This is a genomic window from Paenibacillus sp. FSL H3-0333, from assembly GCF_038002805.1.
GTDB lineage: Bacteria > Bacillota > Bacilli > Paenibacillales > Paenibacillaceae > Paenibacillus_AQ > Paenibacillus_AQ silagei.
On record NZ_JBBODG010000001.1, the window covers coordinates 6,974,329 to 6,999,354 of the forward strand.

The following is a 25,026-nucleotide window of genomic DNA, read 5'->3' on the forward strand; positions in this document are numbered from 1 at the left end:
TCTATCAAGTCCTTCCTCCAATTGAATTCATAAGCATATCCTTATAGATGTGGCGTGATGCAGACAGAGCATCGGTGAGCAAGTCAGCGCTGTAGTCCTTAGACTGGTAATAGGCCGGAAAAAGCAAGTTATCCTCAGCCTGGATCACCTGCTCCTGTAGAGCGATATTGTAGAGTGCGGTGTGAGGGTAGACACGGATGCCTTGGCTGGCCAGAATATAGACCGGATTCATCTGATTGACCAGCTGCACCGTCTCCTGCACCGTCTCCGCATTCTCTCCCGGCCCGCCGAACAGCAGCGATACTGAATAGGGAAGCTGATAGTGCTCCAGCAGGTGTCCCAGCTCAACAAGCTGCTCCGGGGTGAATTGCTTGCCCATCCGCCGGAGCATCTGCCGTGAACCCGAGTCGGCCCCGATGTCCACGAAGCGGCAGCCGTTCTCCTTCAGCGAGCGGATCAATTCCTCCGTAACTTGAGCCGGGGTCAAGGCGCAGCTCCATTCCAGCGAGGGGCTTGTGCAGCCGATCAGCTTACAGAACTCCACCGTCTCCTCCACCTCATGATTGAACACACCATCTACAAAAGTAATATTATGCACCTGATAGTCATTCTCCAGGATCTTCATGTCTTCGCTGAATTGCTCCGCAGGAATCCGGCAGGCGCCGGCATTCATATAGCCCTCCGAGCAATAGATGCAGTGCCGGCTGCAGCCTCTGGAGGCCTGGTAGCCCATCGAGGCTTTTTTGATGCGGGGGTTCGGGATAAAATACTGCGGAGCGAACAGCGGCTTCGGCGGAATACGGCTGTACACTGGATGATAAGCGGGATCTGCATTACGAACCGTACCTGTCTCCGGGGCCTGCCCCCGCTCGATCTCACGGGCCAGCCGCACCGCTTCCGCTTCGCCCCCGCTCCCCTTGATGCCGTAATCCGCCCCCAGCTCCTTCACCAGTTCGCCCGGCATTACCAGCATTGCAGCCCCGCCAAGCAGTACCTTAGCTGAACTGCAGGTACGGCATACCTGCATGACTTGCTGTAAGAAAGAGAGATAGCTCTCCGGCTGCTGGATCACCTGATTATCGATGTTGCGCACCGAAAGGCAGATCAGATCCGCTCCGGTGACCCGCAGCTCCTCGCGGAGCGCCTCCAGCGGCTCAGCCACAAAAGCCAGATCCAGAAAGCGTGCCTTAAATCCGGCAGCCGTGAGGGCCGAGTAGACCATCCCCGCCCCGACAGGCAGGACCGGCAGCGGCTTCAGCAGCGTATTCGTAGACACCACCAGTATTCTCATGCTTCACTCCACCCGCTCTTCCTCATTCAAATGAACATCCAGTCCGGGTTGCGCTCCCGGTACGGCGCACAGATACTGTTCGCCTGCTCCAGGCTCAGCTGCGGGGACATGAAGAATTTCGGATGAAGCAGCTCATCCGGCTCCGGCGAACCTGCATAGCTGTACATATCGGTGGACGGCAGAATACGGATGCCGAACAAGCCGAAGATGCGCTGCACCGATAGCTCCTCCATCAGATCCAGCGTCTCGTGCAGGGTCTCCGGCGTCTCCTCCGGTCCCCCGATCAGCAGGCAGAAGCTGAAGTCCAGCTCCTGGTCGCGGCAGAGTTGGACCACTGTCCGGATCTCGGCCTGCCGGAAGTTCTTCTTGAACGACCTGAGGCAGATATCGCTGCCTGAATCAATGCCGAACTCCACCTCTGTACACCCGGCCTGCTTAAGCAGACCGGCGAACTCTGCCGTGAAGAACCTCGGATTCAGGAAGCAGCCCCAGGACAACGGAAGCGTCCGCCCGATCAGCTCCCGGCAGATCTCTTCGGCATGCTCCAGCGGATAGTTGAACACACTGTCCACGAAATCAAAAGAGCCGATATCATACTGAACCACCATCTGCTCAATTTCATCAGCCACCCCCTTAGGCGACCGCAGGCGGACGGCCCGGCCCTCCAGTGACGGGTAAGCACAATAGGTACAGCTTAGCGCACAGCCCCTTTTGGTCAATACATTATGACGGACCCTACGATCCACATCATAGCTGTGCAGAAACCCGCTGCGGCTGGGAAAATACTCCTGATCCAGCTGCTCAGGCGCATACGGCGACCAGTAATTCCATTCCCCGGCCCTTGTCCTGAACATGAGCCCGCTTACTGCGGATGGCACCTGCCCCGCTTCCAGCTGGCTAAGCAGCTCCACGATACTGTCACAGCCGTCACCGACAATGCCGTAATCGGCTCCCGTCTCCTGCAGCCACTGCCGGGGCAGGAGCGAGAAGCCCGCCCCGCCCAGAATGATTCCGGCCCTGCTATTCCATTCCCGTACCCAATCCACCATCAAGCAGACCTGATCCACGAAGCTCCGGGGATACTGCATGCAGCAATTATCCAGGTTACGGATCGACAAGCCGATGTAATCGGGCGCATAGGCGTTAAGGTAATTCGTAACGGCCTCCCGGGTGTACTCCAGCTGAGTCATGTCCAGCATGCCTGCCTCCCAGCCGGAAGCGACAAGACTGGCGTGAATATAGCTAAGACCCAGCGGGAATACAGGGGGCCGCTTCTCCGTATTCGCCGAGATCAGCAGCACTCTGCCCATACTCACTCCCCCTTAAGAAAAGTGAGTGCGGCAGCAGCTACGTCCTCGCCCGCCTCAAGAAACATAAAGTGTCCAGCGCCTGGAACCGAATGCATCCGGGAGTCCGGCAAATACCGGTTCAGCTCCAGGGCCTTGTGCAGCGGCGTAATCCGGTCCGCCTCCCCGGTAATAATCAGCGATCTCTGCCGGATGCCCTGAAGGATCGGCCGGAGATCGGGATGCTTGATCTGAATCATCAGACGGTGGGTCGCGGCAGGCAACCGGGACCAGCCCTCCAGAATCTGATGCTGAACCTCCTCATGGCCCTCGGTGAAAAAATACGGAACCGCCGCCGCATTCGTCTGCCGCACAGCCTCCGGCGTAATCTCTTCCCCGTGCTCCGGCCGCTTGAACGGAACCGCGAAGGTGGCGGCGGCCCCCATCAGCACCAGCTTCTTCACCCGGTCCGGCTCACGGGCGGATAGCAGCAGTGCAAGCGTGCTGCCCAGGGAATGCCCGATGATCGAGACCTGCTTCAGTCCCTGCTCATCTAGCAGCCTGAGAATATCATCAACCATGTCCTCCAGGGTGAAGGCCGGACCGGCGTATTCCGATTGGCCGTGTCCGCGCAGGTCCGCGCGGAGCACCTGGTAATGAGGCTCCAGTGCCCGGGCCAGGTCCCCGAAGACGAGCGAAGAGTCCCGGTTGCCGTGCAGACACAGCACGGCCTCCCCGGCGCCCTGCCGGCTATAAAATAAAGGTATCCCCTTAGTCTTCAGCATATAGTGTGTATCCTCCCTTGAACTTCCCGGCCGGGCCGCTCATACGACAGCTTCCTCCAAATAGTCCACGACCCGGTCTATATCCCGGCCGTCTGCTTCATCGACTGCAAACAACCGCCACTCCCCGGGGCTTCTGCCTACCAGGATAGCCGGCTGTCCAGGCGCCAGGGTGCAGCGTGAGGCCAGCTTATCCTCCCAGTCATAGTAGAGCGTGAAACCGGGAACGGTCTGGCTTGTCTTCTCCTTCACGAATTCATGCGTGATGAAGTGGGGCAGCTGCCCCACTCTTGCAATCAGCGCACAGTCTGCGCTCCCGCCGAACTGCTGCTCCAGCTGTTCCAGCAGCGGCCCGCAGCGGAGGCTGGCCTGCTGATCGCCGATAACGAAGATGCGCGGCTGAATCGAAGCCAGTTCACCGAGCGTAACCTCCTCATCCCGGACGTCCTGCACAGTGAAGGCAGACCAGACTTCAGCCTGCACCCCGCGTTCCTGGCTCGGCTCCATAGGGTCCTGGCTCGGCTCCATAGCATCCTGCCCCCCGCTTCCCTGCCCTTGCCCTGCCCCCGACTGCCCGGGAAGGTCGAAGTAAGAGAAGCCCAAGGAGGAGGCCACCCGCATCCCGACCGCCCGGGCCATCATCTTCGCCTCTTCTGCTTCTTCAATCGGCTTGCTCCAGGAGCGCTTGCGGATGCCCGGCTGGCCGTCATATTCAATCAGGCTGATGCCCGCGCTGGCAATCATCGACAGCTTGATCGCCGTGAAGCAGGGCATCAGCGAGGCCAGCGCCCATTCATGCCCCGGTCCCGCTGCGACAACAATCTGTCCGGCGACCTTGCCCTTGAACGCTTTGCCCTTCACTCCGGCTACCCGGTCATAATTGTAGTACTCGAAGTCCAGATCCTCGTCGCTGCACGGCTCGCAGCGGTCGATCCAGTTCTTCCAGACGGCCGGAAGCGAAAGCGCATAGACCGGGGAGGCGAAGACGAACCCGTCCGCCTCCTTCAGCTTGTCGTACAGCTCTGTCAATTGATCCTCCGGGTCCTTCAGCAGGTGGCAGTGCTTGCCGTTCATGCAGTTGCCGCAGCCGTCACAGGGCAGAATGTTGTAATCATTCAGCCGCAGCAGCTCCGTCTGCACCCCCTGCTCCGCTGCGGCTTCAAGCGCAACGGAGAGCAGATATTCGCTGGAGCTGTGATGCTTCTTCATGGACCCGGCAAGCCCGATGATCTTCTTCATCCGGCTGCCTCCTCTAAGTCCAGCTCAGCCGTATCGAAGCCCAGCGCCCGCAGATCGCTAAGCGCGAACATCCGGAAGTCTGCCGGGGTGCACAGTACATTGGCCTTGGCGACATCCTGCCGTAAGACCTGGGCACTTCCCCGGGCAGCCGCCAGCTCCTCGGCCTTCTTCCGGATCTCAGGCCCGGCCATATCGCGGATGAACTCAGGCTTACGCCCAATGACCGCACCCAGAAGACTCTCGCCCTCCGCGCTCCAGACCGCCTTCGCCCCGGCCGCTGACTCGAAGAAGCTTCCCGATGCGAGCGCCGTGAACAACTGCTCGAATTCCTTCAGTGCCTCATCCCCGGGTTTTGCCATGGACACGGTCCGGCTGGCCCATTCAGCACAGTAGCCGCACTTGTCACAGTCCATCCGGTCGCAGCGCTTCGAGCGGAAGCCCTCCAGGAAGCCTTCCATACTCTTGTTGTCGATACTGGCCTGGAAGCTGAACAGCAGGCGGTAGACCTGTCTCATTTTGTCGGACGGTGCGAAATCCTCCTTGATGTTCTTCGAGAAGTTCGGCATTTCGAAATCGGCCTCGGCCATCCGCGAATTAAGCAGGCTAAGCAGGTTCCCCTCATACTTCCGCTCGGAGTAGGACTGCGCAGTCGCGGCAATCTTCTCCGTGGTCTTCATCCGCTCGGTCAGCTTGAACTTGTGGTAGCCCAGCTCTTCATAGATATACATGTCCTCCGGGCGAATCCACTGCGACTTCAGCAGCTCCTCCGGGTGCTGGAGCTTACGCTCCGTACAGCGCAGCATATAGTAATCCAGCGCGAAGCCGTCCGTCACATGGTTACACTGCGAGGCATGGCTCTGAAAGTTCGCATGATTCTGGCGCATCGGGCAATCCAGCATACAGTCATTAGTCGCAATGAGCTGATAGTCGAGGCGGGTATTCTTGCTCAGGCTCTCCAGGAAAGCGAAGTCACGGTTCCGGCTCTCGGGCAGGGTAATCTCACTGACGCCCTTTTCCTCGAAATACCGGGCCTGTCTGAGCGTATTCACATTGGCAAAGGTAGACAGGCTGATCTTCACATCCGGCAGCGCGGTACGCACCATATCAATCAGCATCGGGAGCGATACCGTCACATATTCCGGCTGCAGCGTGCCGATCCATTCCAGCAGCTCGCGCAGGCGGTAATGGAAATCCTTCGTGGTCTCCAGGTTATCCAGGCAGGTAGCGTTCAGCAGATAATTGAACTTGAACCCGTAGGCATGCAGCAGCTTCACATGCTCCTCCACCCTCGCCCGGTCTATGGTTGGCAGTGCAAAGGTTGGTCTTCCGCCGCCCACCAGATCAGAGGACAGCTTGCCATAGAAAACATCCACATGCGAATCCTTCAGCAGGATGGGCAACCGGTCATCAAAGTTCGTGCCGACAGACAGCTTCATCCCTTCAGCTCCTCTCCGGCAGCCTCAGCCGGCTTTTGTCCGCGTGCCAGCTTCACACGGCTCTCGAAGGTCTGCTGGTTCGCTTCCGAGAAGAATTCCTTGCAGACGTTGTTGCCCCAGACAATACCTCTCGCGGACAGGCGGATCTCATGCTCATCCGTTTCCAGCAGGCCTTTGGCTACCAGCTCATCGATCGTCGTACCGAAGACCTCCTCCGGCTGGAATCCGAACATGCCGGTGAAATCCTTCCGCTTCACGGACAGCATCCGCAGGCCCTTGGCCATCATCCCGTGCATCGCTTCCAGATCATCCGCCTGGCTGGCGATGAAGACGGACAGGAGCTGCTGCTGGAGCCGGTCGCTGTACTCCTGAATATCCCCCTGGTTGATATACATCAGCTTGTTGACATAACCGAAGGCGGCCGGGCCGTGCGCGAACAGATCCTTCTGCTGGGTATAGTACAAGAGGACATGCCGGTCCTCGAAGCCCGGCTTGGCGAAATCCCACACGCTGTACTGGACATAACCCTCTTCCTGCAGCAGCCGCTTGGCTTCCAGGTACATATCCACTTCCAGCTCGACACTGCCGGTTGGCGGAATCTTGCCTTCCTTGATCATTTTGAACAGTGCCGTGAAGGGTACTACACACAGAGAGAAGACCGTGATATGGTCGATGCCGAGCCGCACCGCTGTTCGCACATCCTCCAGCCACTCCTCCATGGTCTGCTCAGGCAGGTTATACATCAGATCAATTCCGATGTTCTCGAAGCCCGCCTCCTTCGCTTCCTCCAGCACCTCGAAGGCCCGCCGGGAATCATGGCTCATCCGCAGATGATGCCCCATCTTGTCATTGAAGGTCTGGATGCCGATGCTGATCCGGTTCGCCCCCTGGGCGCGGATGGCCTGCATTTTCTCCAGCGTCAAGGTTGCCGGACTGCCCTCGAATGAGATCTGCGCATCCGGTGTCACCCGGTAATTCGCCTGGACACTCTTCAGCATCTCCACCATCCGTTCAGCCGACAGAGCCGAAGGCGTCCCTCCCCCGAACGTCACCGCGCTGATCGTGGACTGCGAACCGTACGGGGAAGAGGCATAGATGCCGATTTCGGCTTTGACGGCCTCCATGTACTGCTCCACCTGCTTTTCCTGATAGGCCATCTTGTTGAAGGGGCAGAAGATGCAGACCGAGGCGCAGAAGGGAACATGGACATAGACTGCGCCGACATTATGCGCCGGTGGCTGGTCACCAAGGCCCATTGTTCCGTAAATATCAGCCGGGGTAACCTCGGTCACAGGATTGGGATAGTGGGACACACAGATTGGATCTCTATGGGGATAGACGTTGTAGAAGGATTCGTTGGTTGTGGTCTTAACTGGCATGATGAACACCCCGCTTGGCTTCCACAGCCGACAATGCCGCAGCGAGACCGGAGGAGACAGCCTCAATCCCTGCCACCGGCAGACAATTCATCACGGTCTCTGTCACTTCCTCCGCGCTCGCACCCAGCTCATAAGCCTTCAGCGCATGCAGCCGGATGCCGTAGGTAGAACGGTCTGTAACTACGCAAGCCAGCCGGATCAATTCCCGCACCTTAGGCTCAAGCGTCCCCGTATCCTCAATCGACTTGCACATGCTATCAAAAGCGTTCCCCACCTGCGGATTAACTCTCATCAACATATCGCTCATCAGCTATACCCTCCTTATGATTGAACCGATTGTACCGATTGCACCGGGCGTCCCTTAGCCAGCTTCATCCGGTGCTGCAGCCCGTAATCCGCATATTTCGCGGAGAAAAATTGCTTGCTCACATTGTTGCCCCATATAATGCCGTCCTCAGTCAGCCGAATCCCTTCCGCATCCTGAATCAGCAGCCCATCCTGCACCAGACGTTCGATCGTCTCCGGGAACAGCTCCTCCGGCTCTTGCCCGAACATCTTCACGAACCCGGCACGGTTCACGGACAGCATCCGCAGCCCCTTGGCCATGGCCCCGTGCGCCAGTTCCCGCTCGTCGGCCTTCTCCCCGCAATTGACCGGCAGCAGCCCATCCTGCACGCGGGTCATATATTCATTCAGATTGCCGCTGTTGATATACATGTAGCCGTTAATGATGCCAAAAGCAGCTGCGCCGATCCCGATCATATGCGCCTGCTCCGAGAAGTACAGGGTGGCGTGCCGGTCCGTCTTGCCCGGCTTGGCGAAATCAATGACGCTGTACTGCTCATACCCGGCTTCCAGCAGCATCTCCTTAGCGATGGTATACAGCTCGATCTCCCGGTAGACATCCCCGATCCCCGGAATCTTCCCTTCCGCTATACGCGAAGCAATCTGCGTATGCGGCACCACACAGAAGGAAATCACACAGATATGGTCAATCTCCTGCTCGATGGAGGTGAGAATATCCGCCCGCCATTGATCTAGCGTCTGACCCGGCAGATTGTACATCAGATCAATGCCGACATTCTCAATACCGCTGTTACGCGCATTCTTCACTAATGCGAACGAATCCTCGACACTGTGATACAGTCCCAGTACCTCGGCAAGCTCCTCCTGGAAGGTCTGCACGCCCACGCTGATCCGGTTCAATCCCTGCAAAGCCAAGGTCTCCAGCTTGTCTGCCGTGAAATTCCGGGGGTTGCCTTCGATGAAGATCATGGCCTCCTCTTCCACGCGGAAGGACTGCTTCATGTATTGCAGGAGTCCGGTCAGCTCCTCTGAGGACAGGCAGGAGGGTGTCCCGCCGCCCAGATTAATGGAGGAGACCGTAATACTGCTGCCAAACGGCGTAGCCGCATAGCTGTCCATCTCCTGCCGGACAGCGGCCAGGTAGCGGTCCACCTGATCCTGCCGCTTCAGATAGCGGTTGAACGGGCAGAACGAGCAGGTCGCATCGCAAAAGGGAATATGCAGATACAGCGCTACCGGCGTATCCTTGGTATTCACCTGATCCAGCTCCATCAGCGACCGGACCTCAGGCTCTGTGTGCTGTGAGACAGGCACCGGATAATGCGAGACGCAGATCGAATCTCTCTCCTTGAACATTTCAACGTATAGCTTCGCATTATTCATATGGAGCGGTCTCCCTTCATTTGGATTGCAGCATCCGGCCTGCATATGGAGAATCTCCGGACGGCTCCACCGGGATGCGGCGGATTTCCATAGTCATCTGGTTGCGCATATCCGGGCAAGCCGAGTGTACAATATTGCCCTCAGGGTCCCACGGCAGCTTGGCATCCATGTTCAGCGCCAGCAGCATCGGGAAGACCGCATGAAAGGCCGTTCCGCAGAGATTGCCTGCGTTCAGCGGGGAGACCTTCATGACATCCCCTTCCTTATGCCCTGCCCGGCAATGCCCTTTAACGCCTGTTACCTTGAGTTCAAATTCATAATTCATCCCTAATTCCTCCTCATCTAATATGTGATTCGTTTCACTTGCACTGAAATGCGCTACTCGATAATCGCTACTGCCCGTACCCAGGCCGCACCGGCCTGCCTGATCTTGATCGGAAAGCAAGCCACCTTGAACCCGTACGGTACCGGAATCTGCTCCAGATTCGCCAGGCGCTCCATGTGGCAATACGTCTGTTCTCTGCCCCAGAAGTGAGCGGGGAACAGATAGGCGTTATCCCCGGTCCGCTTATAATCGCTGATCATATGCTTGAACGGACGGTCGAACCCGTAGCTGTCGATGCCCATCAGTCTGATACCTTGGCCGGTCAGGAACGCCGTAGCCTCCTTGCTCATGCCCGGGTAATCCGTAAGATACCGGGGGGTTCCCCAGTGCCGGTCCGCACCTGTCCGGATCAGTACAATATCCAGCGGCTTCAGCTGGTAACCGATCCGCTCAAGCGCCTGCTCAATATCCCGCTTCTCAATAGCCTCACCCGCCTGGATATGGGTGAAATCCAGTACCACCCCGTCGCCGAAGCACCACTCCAGCGGCACCTCGTCAATGGATGCTGCCGGCTCTCCCTCACTCCTGGAGCCGAAGTGCAGGGGGGCATCGAAATGGGTTCCGGTATGGGTGGACGCGGTGATCATCTCCATGTTCAGGAACTCTTCGCCCGGAAAGTCCTTCCGGCTCCCGTCGAATTGGCGGGCGAAGCGGTCCGCCCCCTCCTGATGGCCGGTCTGCTCGAACCCGTACGGGGCCAGCTCGCCCGGATTCTGCTCCATCGGCACGCTTAAATCAATGAACTGAACTGCCAAAGTTCTCACCTACTTCATAATTCTGAGTGCGTTGCGTCCCAGGATGTTCTGGACATCCTCCCGCTTGATCTCCTTCACCCCCATCATCAGCTTCATGGGCAGCGGGATCACTACCTTTTGCATGTAATTCAGCACCTCGGCGATGTTCGGGGTAACCGTCCAGTCCGAGCCCCAGAGGATCTTGTGGCTGCCGCAGACCGAGATCATCTTGGCCAGCTCCATCCGGAATACCTTCGGGTTATTGTGAATCAGAATATTGGCTACCGCCGTGATCGTCACATACATATTGTCGTGTCGGCCGACCATGTAATAGCACAGGTCATTCCAGGGATGGCCCATATGCTCAACAATCAGGGTCAGGTCGGGAAAATCCACAGCCACATCATCGAGCAGAATCGGGTAATTATGCTTCATCCGAAAAATACTGCCCGGCGTAATCCCGGTATGCACGCTGACCGGAACGCCCAGCTCGCTGCACCGCTCATACAGCGGATACAGCAAATCCCGGTCATTCAGGACGAAGCCGCCGTAATCATTGGGGTTCAGCTTGAAGCCCTGCATGCCCAGCGTCTTAATGGCATAATCCAGCTCCGCCAGCGCTTCCTTCCCCTTATAGGGATTGACGCTGGCGAAGCCGCGCAGCTTGTCGGGGTGGGCGCGGACCGCCTCGGCGATTTTCTCATTGGACAGCACCTCATAGCCGTAGACATCTTCGAAGCTCAGCTGATGGACCCAGCTCATGGCAATCTGGTTCTCGTCCATACAGGCGAGGTAATCCTCCAGCATATTGTTCTCGTCCACGAAGCCGTTTCCGTCAGCGCCCACCATTTTCTTCAAATATTGCAGGTCATCGAAGCCCTTCTGCTTCTTGTAATCCGGGATGGTCCCGGCCGCGGCCAGACTAAGCTCCCGGCTCTTATTCTCCTTGACGGCGAAATGGGCATGGGTATCTACAATCACAAGCTCACTCTTCACGTTTGTCTTCTCACCACTTTGCTTAGAATTGGTATTGCCTAGAAGGGAGGTCAGACCTCTCTGTGCCCAATCTCTGGCCTCGGGGCCAGCGGCGCTGTAGCGAAGACCAGCTCCAGCTCGCCCGGACCCTCATTGACTACCCGGTGCCGCTCACCCCTCCGCGCAATGAACAGGCTATTCTCCCGGATGGCATGCGGAATATCCTCGATGAACGCCGTTCCCCGTCCCCGGACGACATAGACATTCTCTTCGCCGTAATCATGGAGATGCTCCTTAATCTCTTCTCCCGGCTGGAGCAGGACATGGCCCATGATCAGCTGGGTGGACCCGACTGTCGCCGGACTCGCCAGCACGCGCATCTGTCCTCCTCTGGAATGAACCACCGGCACTTCATCCATATGGACCACTGTTTTCGTGTAGACCTGGTTCATACTGCACCCCTTATCCCGCAGATTTATATTCGGTGACGCCAGCTTTTTCCTTCTTGCCAAGGCTCAGTGAGATCAGCAGCGTCAGCACCATCAGCCCGGCGGCCACCAGATAGCTGGGATGCGTTCCGATCCGGCTGTAGAAGAATCCGCCAAGCGTGGACCCCAGCGCAATCCCGACTCCCTGAAGGGTCCGGAAGGTTCCTAAAGCCGCGCCCATCTCCATCGGATTAATCTTGATCACCTTATCCGTAATAATCGTGTTAACCAGGGTAATAATTGGCCCTTCCGTAAGTCCAATCAGGGCATATCCGAAGGTTAGCAGCCAAGGATTGAAGTCAAGTGCATACAGCAGCACAAGCGCTCCTACACAGATCGACTGGGCCCAGATCAGCGGTGCATGTCTGCCTACCTTGTCTGAGATCCAGCCAACGAAGACTGCTCCGAACGAGGCTACTGCTTCATACGGAATGAAGAGCAGACTGAGTAGCACCAGTGAGATATCCTGTTCCTTAGCCGCGAACGGCACCAGGAAGGTGGTGAAGACCCCCACCATGAAGCACAGGGTTCCGACAATGCCCGCCAGCAGGATTTCGCGGACGCCCAGCCATTTGAAGGAGCTTTTGAAGGCTTGCCCAATGCTCCGGCTTGTATTCTTGACTCCGGTCTCCCGCAGCAGCAGTGTGGTAACCAGCGTGGACAGCAGCAGCAGAGAAGCCAGCACCGCGAAGGAAGTATGCCAGCCGAAATAATTGCTCAGCAGCCCGCTCACCACATACCCCAGCACCGACCCGGCGCCAATCGCCCCGGACACAATACCCATCGCTCTGCCCCGTTCCTCGGGCTTGCACACATCCATCACCACCGCGAAGATCGGCGTAGACACGAACCCTCTGGCGAAGCCGAACAGCAGCCATCCAGCCGTGAACAGCAGCACTCCGTGGGATGCAGCCACCATAAATACAGCCACTGCCGATAATGCCATGGAGGCGATAATAATCTTCTTCCGCCCGTACCGGTCTGCGAACACGCCGGACGGAATGGACAGAAAGGTCATCACCAGCGAGGCAATGCCCGCTATGGTTCCAATCTCACCGGAGGTCATGCCGAGATCACTGCTGATCAGGGGTGCGATCGGGAAGATGCTGACCATAATTGAAAATACGAGTAGAATGTTGATGGCCAAAAGTGTGAATATTTTGTTGTTGCTCATGTGATTCGTCCTCCTCACAGTCATTGACTGCTCTCAATAATGATGAATGCAGCAGCATAATCACCGTGATGACTAATGCTTACGTGGATGCTCTCCTGCTGCTGTATATAAGACTCCAGTCTTCGGCTGCGGACCAGATAGGGCTGGCCGCTGGGATGGTTAAGGAACTCCAGCTCATTCCAGTCCAGCTCACAGTTCATTCCGGTGCCGATGGCCTTCAGCAGCGCTTCTTTGGCGGCGAATCTGCCGGCAAGGAAGTGTTCGGCATGTCTTTTTTTACAAGCGAACAGCTCCCTCTCTTCCATTGAATAGTACTGCTGGATGAAGAGTTCACCGCACTTGGCCAGCATCAGCTCCACGAAGCTGATACTGACCAGATCCATGCCGATCCCTCTGATCATGCCTTCAAGGCAACGGCTTCGATCACTTGGGCTACAGAATAAGTCTTAAGCACCCTACTCTCAATGAAGATGCCAAACGCCTTCGCAAGTGCTGTAGAGACCAGCGCCAGCTCTGTTGAATCCAGGGCCAAATCGTCATAGAGCCGCGATGATTCGATAATCTCATCCTCAATGCCAATATCCTCAATGATTGCTTTTACCTTCTCGAATACCATTAGATACACCCTTCCTTTAGAGTTAATGGGCCTTACGCATCTTGCTTTACAATTCACGGTTCACAGCTCTTCCTTGTTCACAACCAGTGCCGAAGAGACACCCCCCCTCCCTCTGGACAGAATCAGCGAAGACTCCACAGCAGTCCGGCGGCTGATCCCCGGCACGAAGTTCAAGCCATTGTCCTGAACCGATTCTGCCAGATACGGAAGGCCGGGCAGCTCCCCGTGATTCATAGCCAGCACGCTCAGTGCGACATCGAACGCCCCTGCCGCTCCAATCGTGTTGCCGAAGACGGTCTTGGGGCAGCCCGCCCACTTGGCTTCTGTACTACTGCCGAACACCTCCTGAATGGCCGAGCATTCAATTCCGTCTTCGCGGGCGGAGGCGGCCCCATCCAGCGACAGATAGCCGATCCGCTCCGGCTGCGTCTCCGAATGCCCGATCGCCAGCCGGATCGCCCTGGCACACTGCGCTATACTCTCCTCAGGCGGAGCGGCAGCCTGGCCGTCATTCGTGAAGCCGAAGCCCTGGATGCTCGCCCGCACCCGGCGGGACGCCTCGCGCTTCTGAAGGCTGCGCTCTGATTCCAGGCAGAGGAACGCGGCTCCTTCAGCCAGGGCCAGCCCGCTGCGTCCCTCCACGAACGGCCGGTATGCCGTCTGCGGGCGGTCCGCACTCAGATTCAGCAGCCCCTCCGTGTTATAGAAGGACAGCGCCCACGGATCGAGCGGCGTCTCGGCTCCGCCCACAATCGCCGCATCGATGATCCCGCTGCGGATGGCTCTGGCCGCATACGCAATGGCGAGCAGCCCGCTGCTCCGGTCGGCGATCACCGTCTTGCTGTAGCCCTTGATGTCGAAGGCCAGGGACATATGCCCTTGTGCCGCCGCCGGGAACCAGTTGCTCGCCAGATTCGGGTCAATGAAGGGCGCCCCTTCGGTATGCAGGACACGCAGACCGTTCCGCGCACTCTCCCAGCCCCCCGAGTTGTTGCCGACGAAGATCCCGATCCGCTCGCGGCTCATCTGATCAAGCTCCCAGTGCGCATCATCCATGGCATCCTTCGCAGCCAGGATCGACATGACAGAGAAGCGGGAGCATTTCTTGAGCAGACGCTTCGAGATGACTTGCTCCGGCTCCATCCCGCTGACTTGTCCAGCGAAGGGGGGCGCGGTACCAGTCGTACCCTCAAGCTGGAGCGGAGTCATATAATTACGGCCGCTCAGGAGGCCCTCCCAGAAGGCCCCGGCACTATTCCCGCACGGCCCCACCATCCCTACTCCGGTTACGAATACTGTATTCTTCATAGGCTGCACATCCATTGTTCAGTCTGAAGCTTGCCTGCCCGATTGCTGTATTCGTTCGCGGCCAGAATCATCGCGGAGTGAATCCCGGAGAATCCGCTGGCATTGGTCAGAATATGGTACAGGTCGCGCTGGATCGCCTCTTTCGGCACATAATTCAAATCACAGGCCGGGTCCGGCTCGTCCAGGTTGGCGGTTGGCGGGATATAGCCCTCGTTCAAGGCCAGCAGGCAATGCACAATTTCAATGGCGCTCGCTGCCGAGAGCGGATGGCCTACCATGGATTTCGTGGAGCTGATCGGGATGGAGTAGGCGAGCTCTCCGAACGTTCTTTTATAAGCGGCGGTCTCAAAAGCATCATTCTGCGGAGTCGAGCTTCCATGTGCGTTGATATATTGAATGTCCTCCGCTGTCAGGCCTGCGTTGCCCAGCGCCTCGTTCATCGTCAGACTGAGCGCATCCCCATCCTGTGGCAGATCGGTCATATGAAAAGCGTTATTCGTACTGGCGAATCCGCTCACCTCGCCATAGATCGGCGCCAGCCGCCGGAGCGCATGCTCCAGCTCCTCCAGCACCACAACAGCACAGCCCTCGCTGAGAACGAAGCCGCTGCGGTTCTTCTCAAAAGGTCTCGAAGCCCGCTGCGGATCATCGTTGAACCTGGAGGTCAACGCACCGATGGCATCGAAGGAGGATATGGTCATGGAGCTGACCGGTGCTTCCGCTGCGCCGCAGATCATGACGTCATGTTCCCCGGCTGTAATCGACTCATAGCCATATCCGACAGCATCAATGCCGCCCGTGCAGCCTGTGGACATGACCAGTGCCTCTCCCTGAAGCCCGAACTCATGCGCCACTTCGAAGGCAATATAAGAGAACATGCCTTTGCGGTACAAATCCTCCTGACAGAGTCCATGACCAATCGGCCCCTGCCCGCCCTCCGTCATCCGCAGGAAGGTCTGCTCCGAGAACGGGGTGTCGGCAATCGCATTGGCGATGCAGACCCCGGAACGCTCCCGCAGCTCCTTCGTGAACGCAAGCCCCGCATCGGCAACCGCCCTTATCGCGGCGTTGACCGCCAGAATACCCGGCCGCCCCATACCTGCCCGCTGCCCTTCATCGGCCGTCCGGCCCAAATGCTCGAACTGCGGTATTGTGCCGGTAACGCGGCTTTTCAACGCCATATGCTCATAGCCCTGCAAGCGGTCATATCCCACCTTGCCCTGCAGGCTGTTCCTCCAGAACTGCTCCAGCGTATTCCCCAGCGGGGTAAGCAGCCCCATGCCAGTGATCACGACTCTTTTTTTTGTCACATTCTCCATATAAGCCCTCAGCTCCGAACCGTTTGCTTCTCGATATTGTGCTTGATCGCCGTCATCTGCTCCTTGGTCGTGCGGTTCAGATGCGCTTCCACCTGCTCCCCGGTCAGCCCGCTTGCCGGATCTACCTCGAATTCCTGAATCCAGGTCATATACGTCCCTTCGTCCTGCTCCTCATAGAGCCATTCGAGATTCATATGCTTGAACGGCAGCAGCGGCGCCAGACGTCTGGCCGTAATCCGGAAGTTCGGCCGGTCCAACCAGCGTTCAGATTCCCACGTGCGCGAAGGCCGGTTCCCCTCGGGATGTGTCGTCAGCTCAAACCGGATGTAGGCGTCCCCCTGCTCCAGCACCCGCGTCTCCTTGTATTCCGTGAATAAATCTGTCCAGTGCGCAATATCATTCGTCCGCTCAAATACGGTGATCCGGTCTGCGTGAATCCAGATACTGTTCTGAATCGTTGCCACTCCATCTGCCTCCCCATTCGTATTAATGACATCGTAACGCCTACGCCCGAAAGGGGACATAACCCGGCTGTTAAACTTGCGTTAATTTACAGTTATTGTTGATTTATGGGAGTTTACGGAAGAGTAGAATCTATGTGTTTCCCGGGCACAAAAAAAAGACCTGACAGAACTCTGTCAGATCAATGGATTCACCGAATATCCGATTCCCCGGCGAAACAGGATAATGTCGCTTCTTCCGGAGATGATCTCGATTTTGTGCCTCAGCTTGTATACGTACTGCCTTACAATCTCAGGGGAAGTATACCTGTCCCATAACTGGTGCAGAATCTGCTCGGTAGGGATGTACTGGCCTTGGCATTCCAGCAGCAGCTCCAGGAGTTCGAACTCTTTACAGGTAAGCTCAATGACGAATTCTCCGACCTTCAGGGATTTGGAGTGCAGATGAAGGGCGATATCCTTGATTTGTCTGGTGTGGTGTGTGTGAGGGGCCAGTCCTTCGTCGAACCAGCAGCGCAACCGGCTGAACAATTCCTCCTGGAAGCCGTTGCGCTCGAAGCCGCTGATGTACATATGATTGGAAGGAAAAGGGACAGGGGTACCCTGCGCGCTGATCTCCTCTACAATGAAGAATATTCTCAGCGTAAGCATCTGTTGCAGGTACTGCATCGTGTGAATGAAGCCCGGGTTGAAGTCAGGGGTGCTGATCACAACACCATCCAGCTGTAGGCCTTCCTTCACAATATCGACCAGCGCCTCAAGCTCCTTGAAATGCAATACCTTACAACCGTACTCCTGTGCAAAAAAAGAATGAACAATTTTAAACCTGCAATCCTCACAAGGCTCTGTGGAATCTGCACAACACACCAGCGCAACACGCATGAACTTCTCTCCAATCCCATTCTTCTCAAACAAGCTTGGTTTCCCAAGATTACATTTTCTATAATATAGTATTTTTTGGGATATAAAAGGAAAAATATCATAGCTTCTTGCTTGAAAAATGAACAAAAAAGGGCCGCGCATTTTCGCTACGGTCCTCTGTTTTACGGACAACCCTCTACCTGCATTACTTCCCCGCTGTTTCTACCCCCTCTGCCTGCTTAGATACAGGGTAGTCGAAGCGTAGACGAAGCGCTACCAAGGCCGCCAGCATCAAAATCAAACCGGATAGCATATAGACAAAGATAAGCGAGCTTTGCGCCACCAGCATACCAGAAAGTCCTGTCCCGATCAGCGTGCACCCGGTAAAAATTGGAGTGATGAGGCCATTAATCCGTCCGATATATTCAGCTCGAACCAAAGTCAGCATATACGTGCCAATTACAGTCTGCGTCAAAGCCAGGAACAGACCGGTAATCAGCCGCATCCCGCCTGTTAGAATGGGCCAGACCGACCATACTTCAATCATCGTCCCCGCCCCGAGCAAAATCAAACCGGCGAAGACCACCCCTTTGCCCTTAAGGCGACCGGACAGGCTGGCGGCGATTATTGCCCCGATCAGGAGGCCCAAGCCGGACAAGGCGGTAAACCACTGCAAGTCTGCTTCTGCCAATCCCAGCCGCTCCGTAACCAGAAAGATGTCAAGCGGAGCGGTCAGACCGGCTCCCAGAGCAAGGACGCCAAACATCACCATCAACACCTTCAAGTTGGCATGTTCCAACAGGTAGAGCAGTCCTCCGCGTAAATCGTTGACCACAGCCTGCACTGACAACCTTTCCATGGAGCGCGGTGAATCCGGCAGGAAGAGCAAAAAACAAGCGGAAAGCGCAAAGATTACCAGCAGGCTGCTCAAGGAAACCATAACTCCGAAGGTGTAGTAAACAAAGGTGCCGAGGATGGGGCCCAGAATGATAAACAGCGAGCTGACCATCTGGGTCATCGCCATGGCAGCCGTCAACTCTTGTTCAGGAACATGGGTTTTAAGCAATTTGGCCGAGGATGGCTGGGAGAACTGCGACACAATCGCGGAGATCATCGTCACAATAAAAACCGCCTGCCAGTATCCCCATGCCACCACAAATAAAATTGGCACAATGGAGAGAAAGCTTAGAACATCGCCCCAGATCATGGTGCGCTTGGGGCGCCAGCGGTCAGCCAGCACACCGCCCACCAGGGAAAATAAGAAAATCGGCGCGTATTCCACCACCGTAAGCAAGGACACTGCCACCGGGTCACCCTGCGTCTGCTGCACCACATAATAGAGCAAAGCCATATTTCGCACCCAAATCCCCACCTGCTGCAGCACATCCGAGGCCATCACCAGCAGAAATACCCGATTTCGCAACAATTCTTTCATCGTATTACCTCCTTTTTCGATAAAACTGACCGTTCGGTTTAATAATTATCAAATGAAGTGTGCCTGCCCGAGAAGTGCGGTTCAACGACTCGAACAGGCTGCGCTCCATTCATTTCTTCTTAATTCCCTCCAATAACACAGCCACCGCTTCTTGCGTATGCTGGTGCATCCCGTCTTTGGGGAACACTTGGGGATACAGCGTCAAGCCGCTTAACATACTGGTGAATAACACAGCCAGCCGGCTCGAGTCCGCCTTAGTAAAAACCTGCTGCTCCATCCCCTCCCGGAAGATCTCGGTAAATACTTCAATCTGCACCATTGAGATCTCAATCAGCCGCTGATGTATCTCCTGGTAACCATCCTGCATATTCATCGAGAACTCTTCAGCCACCTTCGTCAGAGGACTCTGGAAGCTGTTCACAAAATGCAAGCTTGCTCCCATTAGTCTGCTTCCGACCTCCGGAAATTGGCGGCGAATCTCCGACCACTCCTCCACCCATTCGCGGTTGATTTTTTCGACCATACTCACAAACAAATCATCTTTGCTGGAAAAATGGTAATAAATGCTGCCCTTGCTGACCCCGGTGTGCTTGACGATATCCTCCATCGAGGTGGCGGCATATCCCTTCTGCACAAAAAGCTCCAACGCCTGGTCTAGGATCATACTCCGCTTTACCGAACCTTTTGGTGTACTCATTTCACTCCTCCTAAAAAACCGACTGTTCGGTTTAATTATATGGGTTCATATTTGTGAATGCAAGCATGATTATTATACGGAGTGCGACAGCGGAGAAAAGAGCATAACCCATGCTATCTCCGGATTATTTTTTTGCTTTTCTCATAAAAATCCTACGAAGTGCATCCGTCTCGATTTTCTTTCCCAATGATGATTAGTTGCCTTCTTATGCTATAATCGTTGACCAAGAGGGCTGGTTATACGAACTCAAAAGGAAAGGAAGATGCGAAATGGAACATTTCATTTTGAATAACGGAGTCCAGATGCCGAAGGTGGGTCTGGGTGTGTATAACATCAAAGACAATAATGAAGACGCTCTAGTATGGGCGCTTCAAAACGGGTACCGGCATCTGGATACGGCGGCAGCTTACCGCAACGAGGAATTGATAGCCAGGGCTATTCAGAAATCGGGTGTCCCTCGAAGCGAGCTCTTTATTACGACCAAAGTATGGAGTACGGACCTGGGGCGAAAGACCCGTAAAGCTTTTGAAGCCAGCCTTCAGAAACTCCAAACGGATTATGTTGACCTCTACCTGATCCACTGGCCGGCCAAGCACTATCTGGGAAGCTGGCACATCCTGGAGTCTTTATACAAGGAGGGCAAGATCCGGGCGATTGGGGTATCTAATTTTGAGCCGGAGCATCTGGACAAGGTCATGAAGCAGGGGACCATTGTTCCCGCAGTGAATCAAATTCAGACGAACCCGCTGCTCCAGCAAGGGGCGCTTCATGATTATATGAGCAAGCACGGTATCCAGCATGTCGCGTGGAGCCCTTTTGGACACGGTAACCAGGAGATGCTTGCCCACCCTGTACTCACCGAAATGGCAGCCAAATATGATAAAACTGCGGCGCAAGTCATCCTGAGATGGAACCTTGAGCGGGGTATCGCTGTGATTCCGAAGTCCGTTACTCCTGCAAGGCTGAAACAGAACCTGGAGCTGTTTGATTTCTCCCTGTCCGATGAAGAGATGAAGAGAATCGCAGCCCTGGATCAGAATAAAAGAGGATTTACCGATCCGCAAAATAAATTGTACCTGTGGTCCACCCGGTTTATCCCGTTATCCTAAGTTTTTTCGTATTATTTTCCGGACAACTGCAACTTTTCGCGGTAAAGAACCATCTGAGTATATAGAGGTGATGCACAATGAAACCAACTAATCTAACGAAGCACGCAAAAAAAATGAGCATCGCGTGCGGAATCCTGGCTGCCAGCTTATCGTTCGGAGCGTCCGCATTTGCCTTTTCGGACCTCAAGGGAAATTCAGCCGAAACCAAGATTAATACACTGCATAGCGCCGGTGTAATTAACGGAATTACGAGTGACCTGTTTGCCCCCAATGCCAAAGTGACGAATGCGCAAGCCGTACAGTTTCTTGTAAAAGGATTGGCGCTTGCACCGAAAGCCGGTTCCGACAGCAGTACTAAGGCCAGCCAGCTTTTTGACAATGTAAAAGATAATGCCTGGTACGCCTCCTCTTTCGCCCTTGCGAAGCAGAGCGGCCTGACACTGGCAAAGGATATCAACCCGAATGCACCGATGACCCGTGCAGAATTCGCCCATCTATTGACCCAAGCCTTGCAGAGCAAGGGCAATTTCCCGGTAACCAAGATGTTCTTCATGATTGAGGATGGCGATAAACTTACTCCAGAGGTTAATTACAGCCTGCAGGTGCTGCTGAACACGAAGGTACTCACGCTGGATAACGGCAAATTCCGCCCGTCCGATGCGATTACCCGCGCTGAAGCCGCTGTTATGATCCATGATGCCGCTGAATTCGCCGACCGGGTGATTACGCCGAACAATCCGGGCAATGAGCCTTCTGAGCCGGAGCCGGTTCCGGCTAACAATTACGTCTCTGATGTAGTCCTGGACAAAGTCGCTGAAGGCGTCAACAAAGCCACCATCACCGTGGATAACCTGCCGAACCCCGGCTACGGTCTCGCGGTAGAGCGCATAGAGTTCACCAGCGCCACCAAAGCCGTAATCTACTTCAAGGTAACCCTGCCTGACCCGGATAAAATGTATCCGCAAGTGATCACCAAAGGCTCGGTATCCACTTACCTGCCCGCAGGCTACACTGCAACGGCTGAGCCTGTAATGGGTTCGCGCTGGCTTGATCCATCCGCTCCAGCGAAGTAAGCTTCTATATCTATTCTCTATCTGTAGGTAGATAAATTTCTCAAGAACTTTAAACGTTACAAAAGCAGCGATTCTTCCGTTATTGGAGAATCGCTGCTTTCTGCTTTTGAAAGAGAATTTATCTGACATTCTCTTAGGGTTGGGTACTTCGTATACCGCTTAAACAGCGGAGCGGACGGAACGATTGTGTAAAAGCGTCAGCGGTCGCCTTGCTCTCCGGATTTTCACCGATAAGGGGAAGGAAAAAAATCTGGAGAGCACAGCGATTGGAACAACGGTCCGTTTGCGGAGCGTCCACGTAAGTACTCACGTTGATCCTACTCCGCAATAAAGAGCTGTCCCAAGCAGCCTTTTCATGGCTTTTGGCACAGCTTCTTCTTGCTTTGCGCCTATTTACTCTGCCGCAGCCTGTTCCGGTAATCCATCGGGCGGCAGCCGTAGGTTTTCTTGAACATCTCCGTGAACCGGTTCACATTGCTGAAGCCGGTCATGCCGGAGATCTCCATGATCTTCTTATCCGTGGTCTCCAGCAGGCTAACCGCCTCCGAGATCCGGTATTCGTTCAGGAAGTCCATCGGGGACAGATCGAACTGCTTCTTCATGAACCGGCAAAAGTACGACGGGCTCATGTTGACCTGCTGCGCCATATCCGAGAGCGTGATCCGCTTATTGTAGTTCTGCTGGACGTAGGCCAGCGTTTTTTTGGCCAGCATCGAGCTGTTGCCGCCCCGGGACTGCCCGGTCAGTCCTGCCTGCGGATGCTCAGCCGCACACTTTTCCAGCCGGTACAGCACCTCGAACAGCCTGGCCTTAATCAGCATCTCATAGCCGTGCGTCTCTTGCTGATAGAGATCCCGCACCTCCTCCAGCAGTGGAATCAGCCGCAGCTTCTCCTCCAGCTCCCGCCCGATCAGCAGCGGATAACGCCGGTTGTCGAGAAAGAGCGGGAAGACATACTGCTGCTGAATCTGGTCATTCTCCAGGCTCGAGAGGAAATTGAAATGCACCAGCACCGCGCAGAAAATAATCTCCTCCTGATCCACCCGGATCGCCGAATGCAGCATATTGGGCTGAATGAAGACCGCCTCTCCGCTCTGGACGACCAGCTTCTCCTGCCCCACATGGAATTTGGCCGTGCCCTTGATCATGAACAGCAGCTCCAGCTCTTCATGCCAGTGGGAATACAGCACCAGATTATTGAGCGAGGATAGCTTGGTTACATGCACACTCATGCGGAATTGTCTGCTGCCATGAATAAGCTTTTCCTTCATATCTTGAGATACAGGTTCGCCGATGGAATCGAGCAGTTCAAGACTTTTTTTCACTGAGGTTCCCTCCTCCCGGCCCACCGGATGCTGCACGCAGCGTCAGCTATACGCTCAGCCCTTCACCGCACCGATCATTACGCCCTTCTCGAAGTACTTCTGGATAAACGGATAGATAATCAGCACCGGCACCGTCGATACGATAATGACCGCATATTTGATCTGATCCGCGAACTGCTGGGCATAGCTGCCCGCACCGGCCCCGGCACCTGATCCGGCTCCGCCCGCGAACGCCTGATTGGATAACAGAATATTGCGCAGGACGATCTGCAGCGGCTGTAAGCTATCCGTATTGATATAGAGCAAGGCGTTGAAGAAGTCGTTCCAGTGACCCACCACATAATAGAGCGTGATGACGGAGATCACTGCCTTGGACAGCGGAACCACCACCGAAATGAAATAACGGAAGTGCGAGCAGCCATCCAAGGTAGCCGCTTCGTGCAGCTCCTCCGGGATAGCGGTCTCGAAGAAGGTTCTTGTAATAATCAGATTGTATACACTAATGGCACCGTTCACAATCATTACCCAGGGCGTATTCAACAGATTCAGGTCACGGATAAGCAGATAGGTAGGAATCATCCCCCCGCCAAAATACATCGTGATCACAAACAGCGGCATAATGAACCTGCGTGCCCGGAATTTCCGCTGGGACAAGGCATACGCCGCAGGGAGCGTGACCAGCAGATTGAGCAGCGTGCCCAGCACCGTGTAGATAATCGTATTTTTATACCCCTGCCAGATTCGGGAGTCCTTGAATATCTGCTCATAGCCGTACAGGTTAATGTCCTTAGGCCATAGAATAACCTGTCCCTGGTTCACCATGGTGGAGTTGCTGACGGAAGCTATGATGATGAAATACAGCGGGTACGCGACCATGATGAACGCGGCGATGCTTATAACCGCAACCACCAGCGTATACAGCCTGTCTGCGATACCGCCCGAATGCTGTATCTTTTGCGAATGAGCGGCGTGACTGTTTGACATCCCATTTCCTCCCTACATCAGACTGATTTTTGAAGTTTTTTTGGCCAGGGCATTCGCCAGCATCAGGAACGTGAAGTTGATCAGGGTATTGAATAGACCGACCGCTGAACCGAAGCTGAACTGGTTGGATTTCACGCCCACATTGAAGACATACGTGGAGATGACCTCCGAGACGGGCTTGTTAAGACTATTTTGCATAAGAAAAGTCTTCTCGAAGCCTACACTGAGTATGCTGCCCATATTCATAATCAATAAAATAATAATCGTCGGCAGGATGGCCGGAAGCTCCACGTGCCAGACGGTCTGCCAGCGGTTAGCCCCGTCAATCCGGGCGGCGTCATACTGCTGCGCATCCACCGAGGACAGGGCGGCGATGAAGATAATGCTGTTCCAGCCGCAGGCCTGCCAGATGGCAGAGATGACATACACCGGAACGAAGGCGCCAGGGTCACCTATGAGATTCGTATCCGCAGGGATCAGGTGCAAGGCCTTCAGGAAGCCGTCGATCAGTCCGGTGGTAGGAGACAGCATAATCTGCAGCAACGCAACCAGAACAACGGTAGAAATGAAGTAAGGCATATACACCGTAGTCTGCAGGATACGCTTGCGTCGGTTGCTGCGGATCGAGTTAACCACCAGCGCCAGCAGAATCGGCATCGGGAAGCCCAGCAGGATGGAGAAAAACGCAATGATAAACGTATTTCGCAGCGTAGGCCAGAACATCGGGCTGTTGAAATACTGCTCGAAATATTTGAACCCGGCCCATTCCCCGCCCGTCAGTCCTTTACTGAAATCAAATTCACGAAAAGCAAGCTGGATGCCATACATCGGACCATAACAGAAAATAGCGATATATATGACCGCAGGAAGCACCATCAGCCATAGCTGGTAATGCCCGGCCTGCTTACGAAGCCATCCGTTCCCGCGCAGCGTCTGATGCGGCACCGTGGTCTGTGCTGGTTTCATTTGGGAGCGCCCCT

The 25,026-nt window shown here is 55.4% G+C and carries 26 protein-coding genes; 2 read left to right on the forward strand and 24 right to left on the reverse strand.

Annotated features, from left to right (window positions below; all coding sequences use genetic code 11):
• Nucleotides 1-4: 4 nt before the first annotated feature.
• The 21 genes from MHH78_RS30520 to MHH78_RS30620 form a co-directional block, all read right to left on the reverse strand.
• Nucleotides 5-1,291 carry a B12-binding domain-containing radical SAM protein gene (locus MHH78_RS30520; RefSeq protein WP_341169883.1) on the reverse strand — a complete coding sequence of 429 codons (1,287 nt, stop codon included), beginning with the start codon at nt 1,289-1,291 and terminating at the stop codon, nt 5-7.
• Nucleotides 1,292-1,317: 26 nt separating this feature from the next.
• The gene (locus tag MHH78_RS30525) at nt 1,318-2,601 is read right to left on the reverse strand and encodes a B12-binding domain-containing radical SAM protein (protein ID WP_341169884.1); all 1,284 of its coding nucleotides are present in this window, start codon (nt 2,599-2,601) and stop codon (nt 1,318-1,320) included.
• A 2-nt stretch (nt 2,602-2,603) separates the two neighbouring features.
• Entirely contained in the window at nt 2,604-3,362 is a 759-nt protein-coding gene (locus tag MHH78_RS30530; protein WP_076079600.1) for an alpha/beta fold hydrolase, read from the reverse strand.
• Nucleotides 3,363-3,401: 39 nt separating this feature from the next.
• Nucleotides 3,402-4,598, reverse strand: a complete 1,197-nt coding sequence (locus tag MHH78_RS30535) for a flavodoxin family protein (protein ID WP_341169885.1) — start codon at nt 4,596-4,598, stop codon at nt 3,402-3,404.
• Nucleotides 4,595-6,034 carry a U32 family peptidase gene (locus tag MHH78_RS30540; RefSeq protein ID WP_341169886.1) on the reverse strand — a complete coding sequence of 480 codons (1,440 nt, stop codon included), beginning with the start codon at nt 6,032-6,034 and terminating at the stop codon, nt 4,595-4,597. Before MHH78_RS30540 ends, MHH78_RS30535 begins: the two co-directional genes overlap by 4 nt.
• On the reverse strand, nt 6,031-7,413 hold the full coding sequence (gene hemW / locus MHH78_RS30545) for a radical SAM family heme chaperone HemW (RefSeq protein ID WP_341169887.1): 1,383 nt from the start codon (nt 7,411-7,413) through the stop codon (nt 6,031-6,033). The genes MHH78_RS30540 and hemW (MHH78_RS30545) overlap by 4 nt, the downstream gene beginning before the upstream one ends.
• The gene (locus MHH78_RS30550; RefSeq protein WP_341169888.1) at nt 7,403-7,720 is read right to left on the reverse strand and encodes a carboxymuconolactone decarboxylase family protein; all 318 of its coding nucleotides are present in this window, start codon (nt 7,718-7,720) and stop codon (nt 7,403-7,405) included. Before MHH78_RS30550 ends, hemW (MHH78_RS30545) begins: the two co-directional genes overlap by 11 nt.
• A 14-nt stretch (nt 7,721-7,734) precedes the next feature.
• The gene (gene hemW, locus MHH78_RS30555) at nt 7,735-9,102 is read right to left on the reverse strand and encodes a radical SAM family heme chaperone HemW (RefSeq protein ID WP_341169889.1); all 1,368 of its coding nucleotides are present in this window, start codon (nt 9,100-9,102) and stop codon (nt 7,735-7,737) included.
• 16 nt (nt 9,103-9,118) lie between these two features.
• On the reverse strand, nt 9,119-9,427 hold the full coding sequence (locus tag MHH78_RS30560) for a TIGR04076 family protein (RefSeq protein ID WP_341169890.1): 309 nt from the start codon (nt 9,425-9,427) through the stop codon (nt 9,119-9,121).
• A gap of 53 nt (nt 9,428-9,480) precedes the next feature.
• Nucleotides 9,481-10,242: a cyclase family protein gene (locus MHH78_RS30565; RefSeq protein WP_341169891.1), complete on the reverse strand. Its 762-nt coding sequence runs from the start codon at nt 10,240-10,242 to the stop codon at nt 9,481-9,483.
• Between the two features lie 9 nt (nt 10,243-10,251).
• Complete coding sequence (locus MHH78_RS30570) at nt 10,252-11,217, reverse strand: amidohydrolase family protein (protein ID WP_340943561.1); 966 nt, start codon at nt 11,215-11,217, stop codon at nt 10,252-10,254.
• A gap of 50 nt (nt 11,218-11,267) precedes the next feature.
• Nucleotides 11,268-11,648 (reverse strand): cupin domain-containing protein, encoded by a 381-nt coding sequence (locus MHH78_RS30575; protein ID WP_036723287.1) that lies wholly within the window; start codon nt 11,646-11,648, stop codon nt 11,268-11,270.
• A 10-nt stretch (nt 11,649-11,658) separates the two neighbouring features.
• Nucleotides 11,659-12,858, reverse strand: coding sequence for an MFS transporter (locus MHH78_RS30580; RefSeq protein WP_341169892.1), 1,200 nt, complete (start codon nt 12,856-12,858; stop codon nt 11,659-11,661).
• Nucleotides 12,859-12,878: 20 nt separating this feature from the next.
• Complete coding sequence (gene acpS / locus MHH78_RS30585; protein WP_445668073.1) at nt 12,879-13,241, reverse strand: holo-ACP synthase; 363 nt, start codon at nt 13,239-13,241, stop codon at nt 12,879-12,881.
• Nucleotides 13,242-13,255: 14 nt separating this feature from the next.
• A complete protein-coding gene (locus MHH78_RS30590; RefSeq protein ID WP_036723283.1) occupies nt 13,256-13,474 on the reverse strand; it encodes a phosphopantetheine-binding protein in 219 nt (72 codons plus the stop codon).
• Between the two features lie 60 nt (nt 13,475-13,534).
• Nucleotides 13,535-14,782 carry a beta-ketoacyl-[acyl-carrier-protein] synthase family protein gene (locus MHH78_RS30595; protein ID WP_341169894.1) on the reverse strand — a complete coding sequence of 416 codons (1,248 nt, stop codon included), beginning with the start codon at nt 14,780-14,782 and terminating at the stop codon, nt 13,535-13,537.
• Nucleotides 14,779-16,101, reverse strand: coding sequence for a beta-ketoacyl-[acyl-carrier-protein] synthase family protein (locus tag MHH78_RS30600; protein ID WP_341169895.1), 1,323 nt, complete (start codon nt 16,099-16,101; stop codon nt 14,779-14,781). The genes MHH78_RS30595 and MHH78_RS30600 overlap by 4 nt, the downstream gene beginning before the upstream one ends.
• An 8-nt stretch (nt 16,102-16,109) precedes the next feature.
• Nucleotides 16,110-16,565, reverse strand: coding sequence for an SRPBCC family protein (locus MHH78_RS30605; RefSeq protein ID WP_076079587.1), 456 nt, complete (start codon nt 16,563-16,565; stop codon nt 16,110-16,112).
• 174 nt (nt 16,566-16,739) lie between these two features.
• Nucleotides 16,740-17,339 carry a winged helix-turn-helix domain-containing protein gene (locus MHH78_RS30610; protein WP_076079586.1) on the reverse strand — a complete coding sequence of 200 codons (600 nt, stop codon included), beginning with the start codon at nt 17,337-17,339 and terminating at the stop codon, nt 16,740-16,742.
• A 289-nt stretch (nt 17,340-17,628) separates the two neighbouring features.
• Nucleotides 17,629-18,858 (reverse strand): MFS transporter, encoded by a 1,230-nt coding sequence (locus MHH78_RS30615; protein ID WP_341169896.1) that lies wholly within the window; start codon nt 18,856-18,858, stop codon nt 17,629-17,631.
• 109 nt (nt 18,859-18,967) lie between these two features.
• The gene (locus tag MHH78_RS30620) at nt 18,968-19,555 is read right to left on the reverse strand and encodes a TetR/AcrR family transcriptional regulator (protein WP_036723275.1); all 588 of its coding nucleotides are present in this window, start codon (nt 19,553-19,555) and stop codon (nt 18,968-18,970) included.
• A 269-nt stretch (nt 19,556-19,824) separates the two neighbouring features.
• On the opposite strand from MHH78_RS30620, the gene MHH78_RS30625 reads away from it, so the two are divergent.
• Both MHH78_RS30625 and MHH78_RS30630 read left to right on the forward strand, forming a co-directional pair.
• The gene (locus MHH78_RS30625; RefSeq protein ID WP_341169897.1) at nt 19,825-20,664 is read left to right on the forward strand and encodes an aldo/keto reductase; all 840 of its coding nucleotides are present in this window, start codon (nt 19,825-19,827) and stop codon (nt 20,662-20,664) included.
• A gap of 77 nt (nt 20,665-20,741) precedes the next feature.
• Nucleotides 20,742-21,737: an S-layer homology domain-containing protein gene (locus MHH78_RS30630; RefSeq protein ID WP_341169898.1), complete on the forward strand. Its 996-nt coding sequence runs from the start codon at nt 20,742-20,744 to the stop codon at nt 21,735-21,737.
• Between the two features lie 389 nt (nt 21,738-22,126).
• Here the strand turns inward: MHH78_RS30630 and MHH78_RS30635 are convergent, their stop codons facing one another.
• Genes MHH78_RS30635 through MHH78_RS30645 form a run of 3 tightly spaced genes read right to left on the reverse strand, consistent with a single transcriptional unit; the run spans nt 22,127 to nt 25,012 of the window.
• Nucleotides 22,127-23,062 carry an AraC family transcriptional regulator gene (locus MHH78_RS30635; RefSeq protein ID WP_341169899.1) on the reverse strand — a complete coding sequence of 312 codons (936 nt, stop codon included), beginning with the start codon at nt 23,060-23,062 and terminating at the stop codon, nt 22,127-22,129.
• Between the two features lie 54 nt (nt 23,063-23,116).
• Nucleotides 23,117-24,046 (reverse strand): carbohydrate ABC transporter permease, encoded by a 930-nt coding sequence (locus MHH78_RS30640; RefSeq protein ID WP_341169900.1) that lies wholly within the window; start codon nt 24,044-24,046, stop codon nt 23,117-23,119.
• A 12-nt stretch (nt 24,047-24,058) separates the two neighbouring features.
• Nucleotides 24,059-25,012 carry an ABC transporter permease gene (locus MHH78_RS30645; RefSeq protein WP_339254090.1) on the reverse strand — a complete coding sequence of 318 codons (954 nt, stop codon included), beginning with the start codon at nt 25,010-25,012 and terminating at the stop codon, nt 24,059-24,061.
• Between the last annotated feature and the right edge of the window lie 14 nt (nt 25,013-25,026).

What these genes read in the sequence shown, in the direction of transcription:
- MHH78_RS30520 (WP_341169883.1), bottom strand. Translation starts at nt 1,291, where the DNA reads ATGAGAATACTGGTGGTGTCTACGAATACGCTGCTGAAGCCGCTGCCG.
- MHH78_RS30525 (WP_341169884.1), bottom strand. Translation starts at nt 2,601, where the DNA reads ATGGGCAGAGTGCTGCTGATCTCGGCGAATACGGAGAAGCGGCCCCCT.
- MHH78_RS30530 (WP_076079600.1), bottom strand. Translation starts at nt 3,362, where the DNA reads ATGCTGAAGACTAAGGGGATACCTTTATTTTATAGCCGGCAGGGCGCC.
- MHH78_RS30535 (WP_341169885.1), bottom strand. Translation starts at nt 4,598, where the DNA reads ATGAAGAAGATCATCGGGCTTGCCGGGTCCATGAAGAAGCATCACAGC.
- MHH78_RS30540 (WP_341169886.1), bottom strand. Translation starts at nt 6,034, where the DNA reads ATGAAGCTGTCTGTCGGCACGAACTTTGATGACCGGTTGCCCATCCTG.
- hemW (WP_341169887.1), bottom strand. Translation starts at nt 7,413, where the DNA reads ATGCCAGTTAAGACCACAACCAACGAATCCTTCTACAACGTCTATCCC.
- MHH78_RS30550 (WP_341169888.1), bottom strand. Translation starts at nt 7,720, where the DNA reads ATGAGCGATATGTTGATGAGAGTTAATCCGCAGGTGGGGAACGCTTTT.
- hemW (WP_341169889.1), bottom strand. Translation starts at nt 9,102, where the DNA reads ATGAATAATGCGAAGCTATACGTTGAAATGTTCAAGGAGAGAGATTCG.
- MHH78_RS30560 (WP_341169890.1), bottom strand. Translation starts at nt 9,427, where the DNA reads ATGAATTATGAATTTGAACTCAAGGTAACAGGCGTTAAAGGGCATTGC.
- MHH78_RS30575 (WP_036723287.1), bottom strand. Translation starts at nt 11,648, where the DNA reads ATGAACCAGGTCTACACGAAAACAGTGGTCCATATGGATGAAGTGCCG.
- MHH78_RS30580 (WP_341169892.1), bottom strand. Translation starts at nt 12,858, where the DNA reads ATGAGCAACAACAAAATATTCACACTTTTGGCCATCAACATTCTACTC.
- acpS (WP_445668073.1), bottom strand. Translation starts at nt 13,241, where the DNA reads ATGGATCTGGTCAGTATCAGCTTCGTGGAGCTGATGCTGGCCAAGTGC.
- MHH78_RS30590 (WP_036723283.1), bottom strand. Translation starts at nt 13,474, where the DNA reads ATGGTATTCGAGAAGGTAAAAGCAATCATTGAGGATATTGGCATTGAG.
- MHH78_RS30595 (WP_341169894.1), bottom strand. Translation starts at nt 14,782, where the DNA reads ATGAAGAATACAGTATTCGTAACCGGAGTAGGGATGGTGGGGCCGTGC.
- MHH78_RS30600 (WP_341169895.1), bottom strand. Translation starts at nt 16,101, where the DNA reads ATGGAGAATGTGACAAAAAAAAGAGTCGTGATCACTGGCATGGGGCTG.
- MHH78_RS30615 (WP_341169896.1), bottom strand. Translation starts at nt 18,858, where the DNA reads ATGAAAGAATTGTTGCGAAATCGGGTATTTCTGCTGGTGATGGCCTCG.
- MHH78_RS30620 (WP_036723275.1), bottom strand. Translation starts at nt 19,555, where the DNA reads ATGAGTACACCAAAAGGTTCGGTAAAGCGGAGTATGATCCTAGACCAG.
- MHH78_RS30625 (WP_341169897.1), top strand. Translation starts at nt 19,825, where the DNA reads ATGGAACATTTCATTTTGAATAACGGAGTCCAGATGCCGAAGGTGGGT.
- MHH78_RS30630 (WP_341169898.1), top strand. Translation starts at nt 20,742, where the DNA reads ATGAAACCAACTAATCTAACGAAGCACGCAAAAAAAATGAGCATCGCG.
- MHH78_RS30640 (WP_341169900.1), bottom strand. Translation starts at nt 24,046, where the DNA reads ATGTCAAACAGTCACGCCGCTCATTCGCAAAAGATACAGCATTCGGGC.
- MHH78_RS30645 (WP_339254090.1), bottom strand. Translation starts at nt 25,012, where the DNA reads ATGAAACCAGCACAGACCACGGTGCCGCATCAGACGCTGCGCGGGAAC.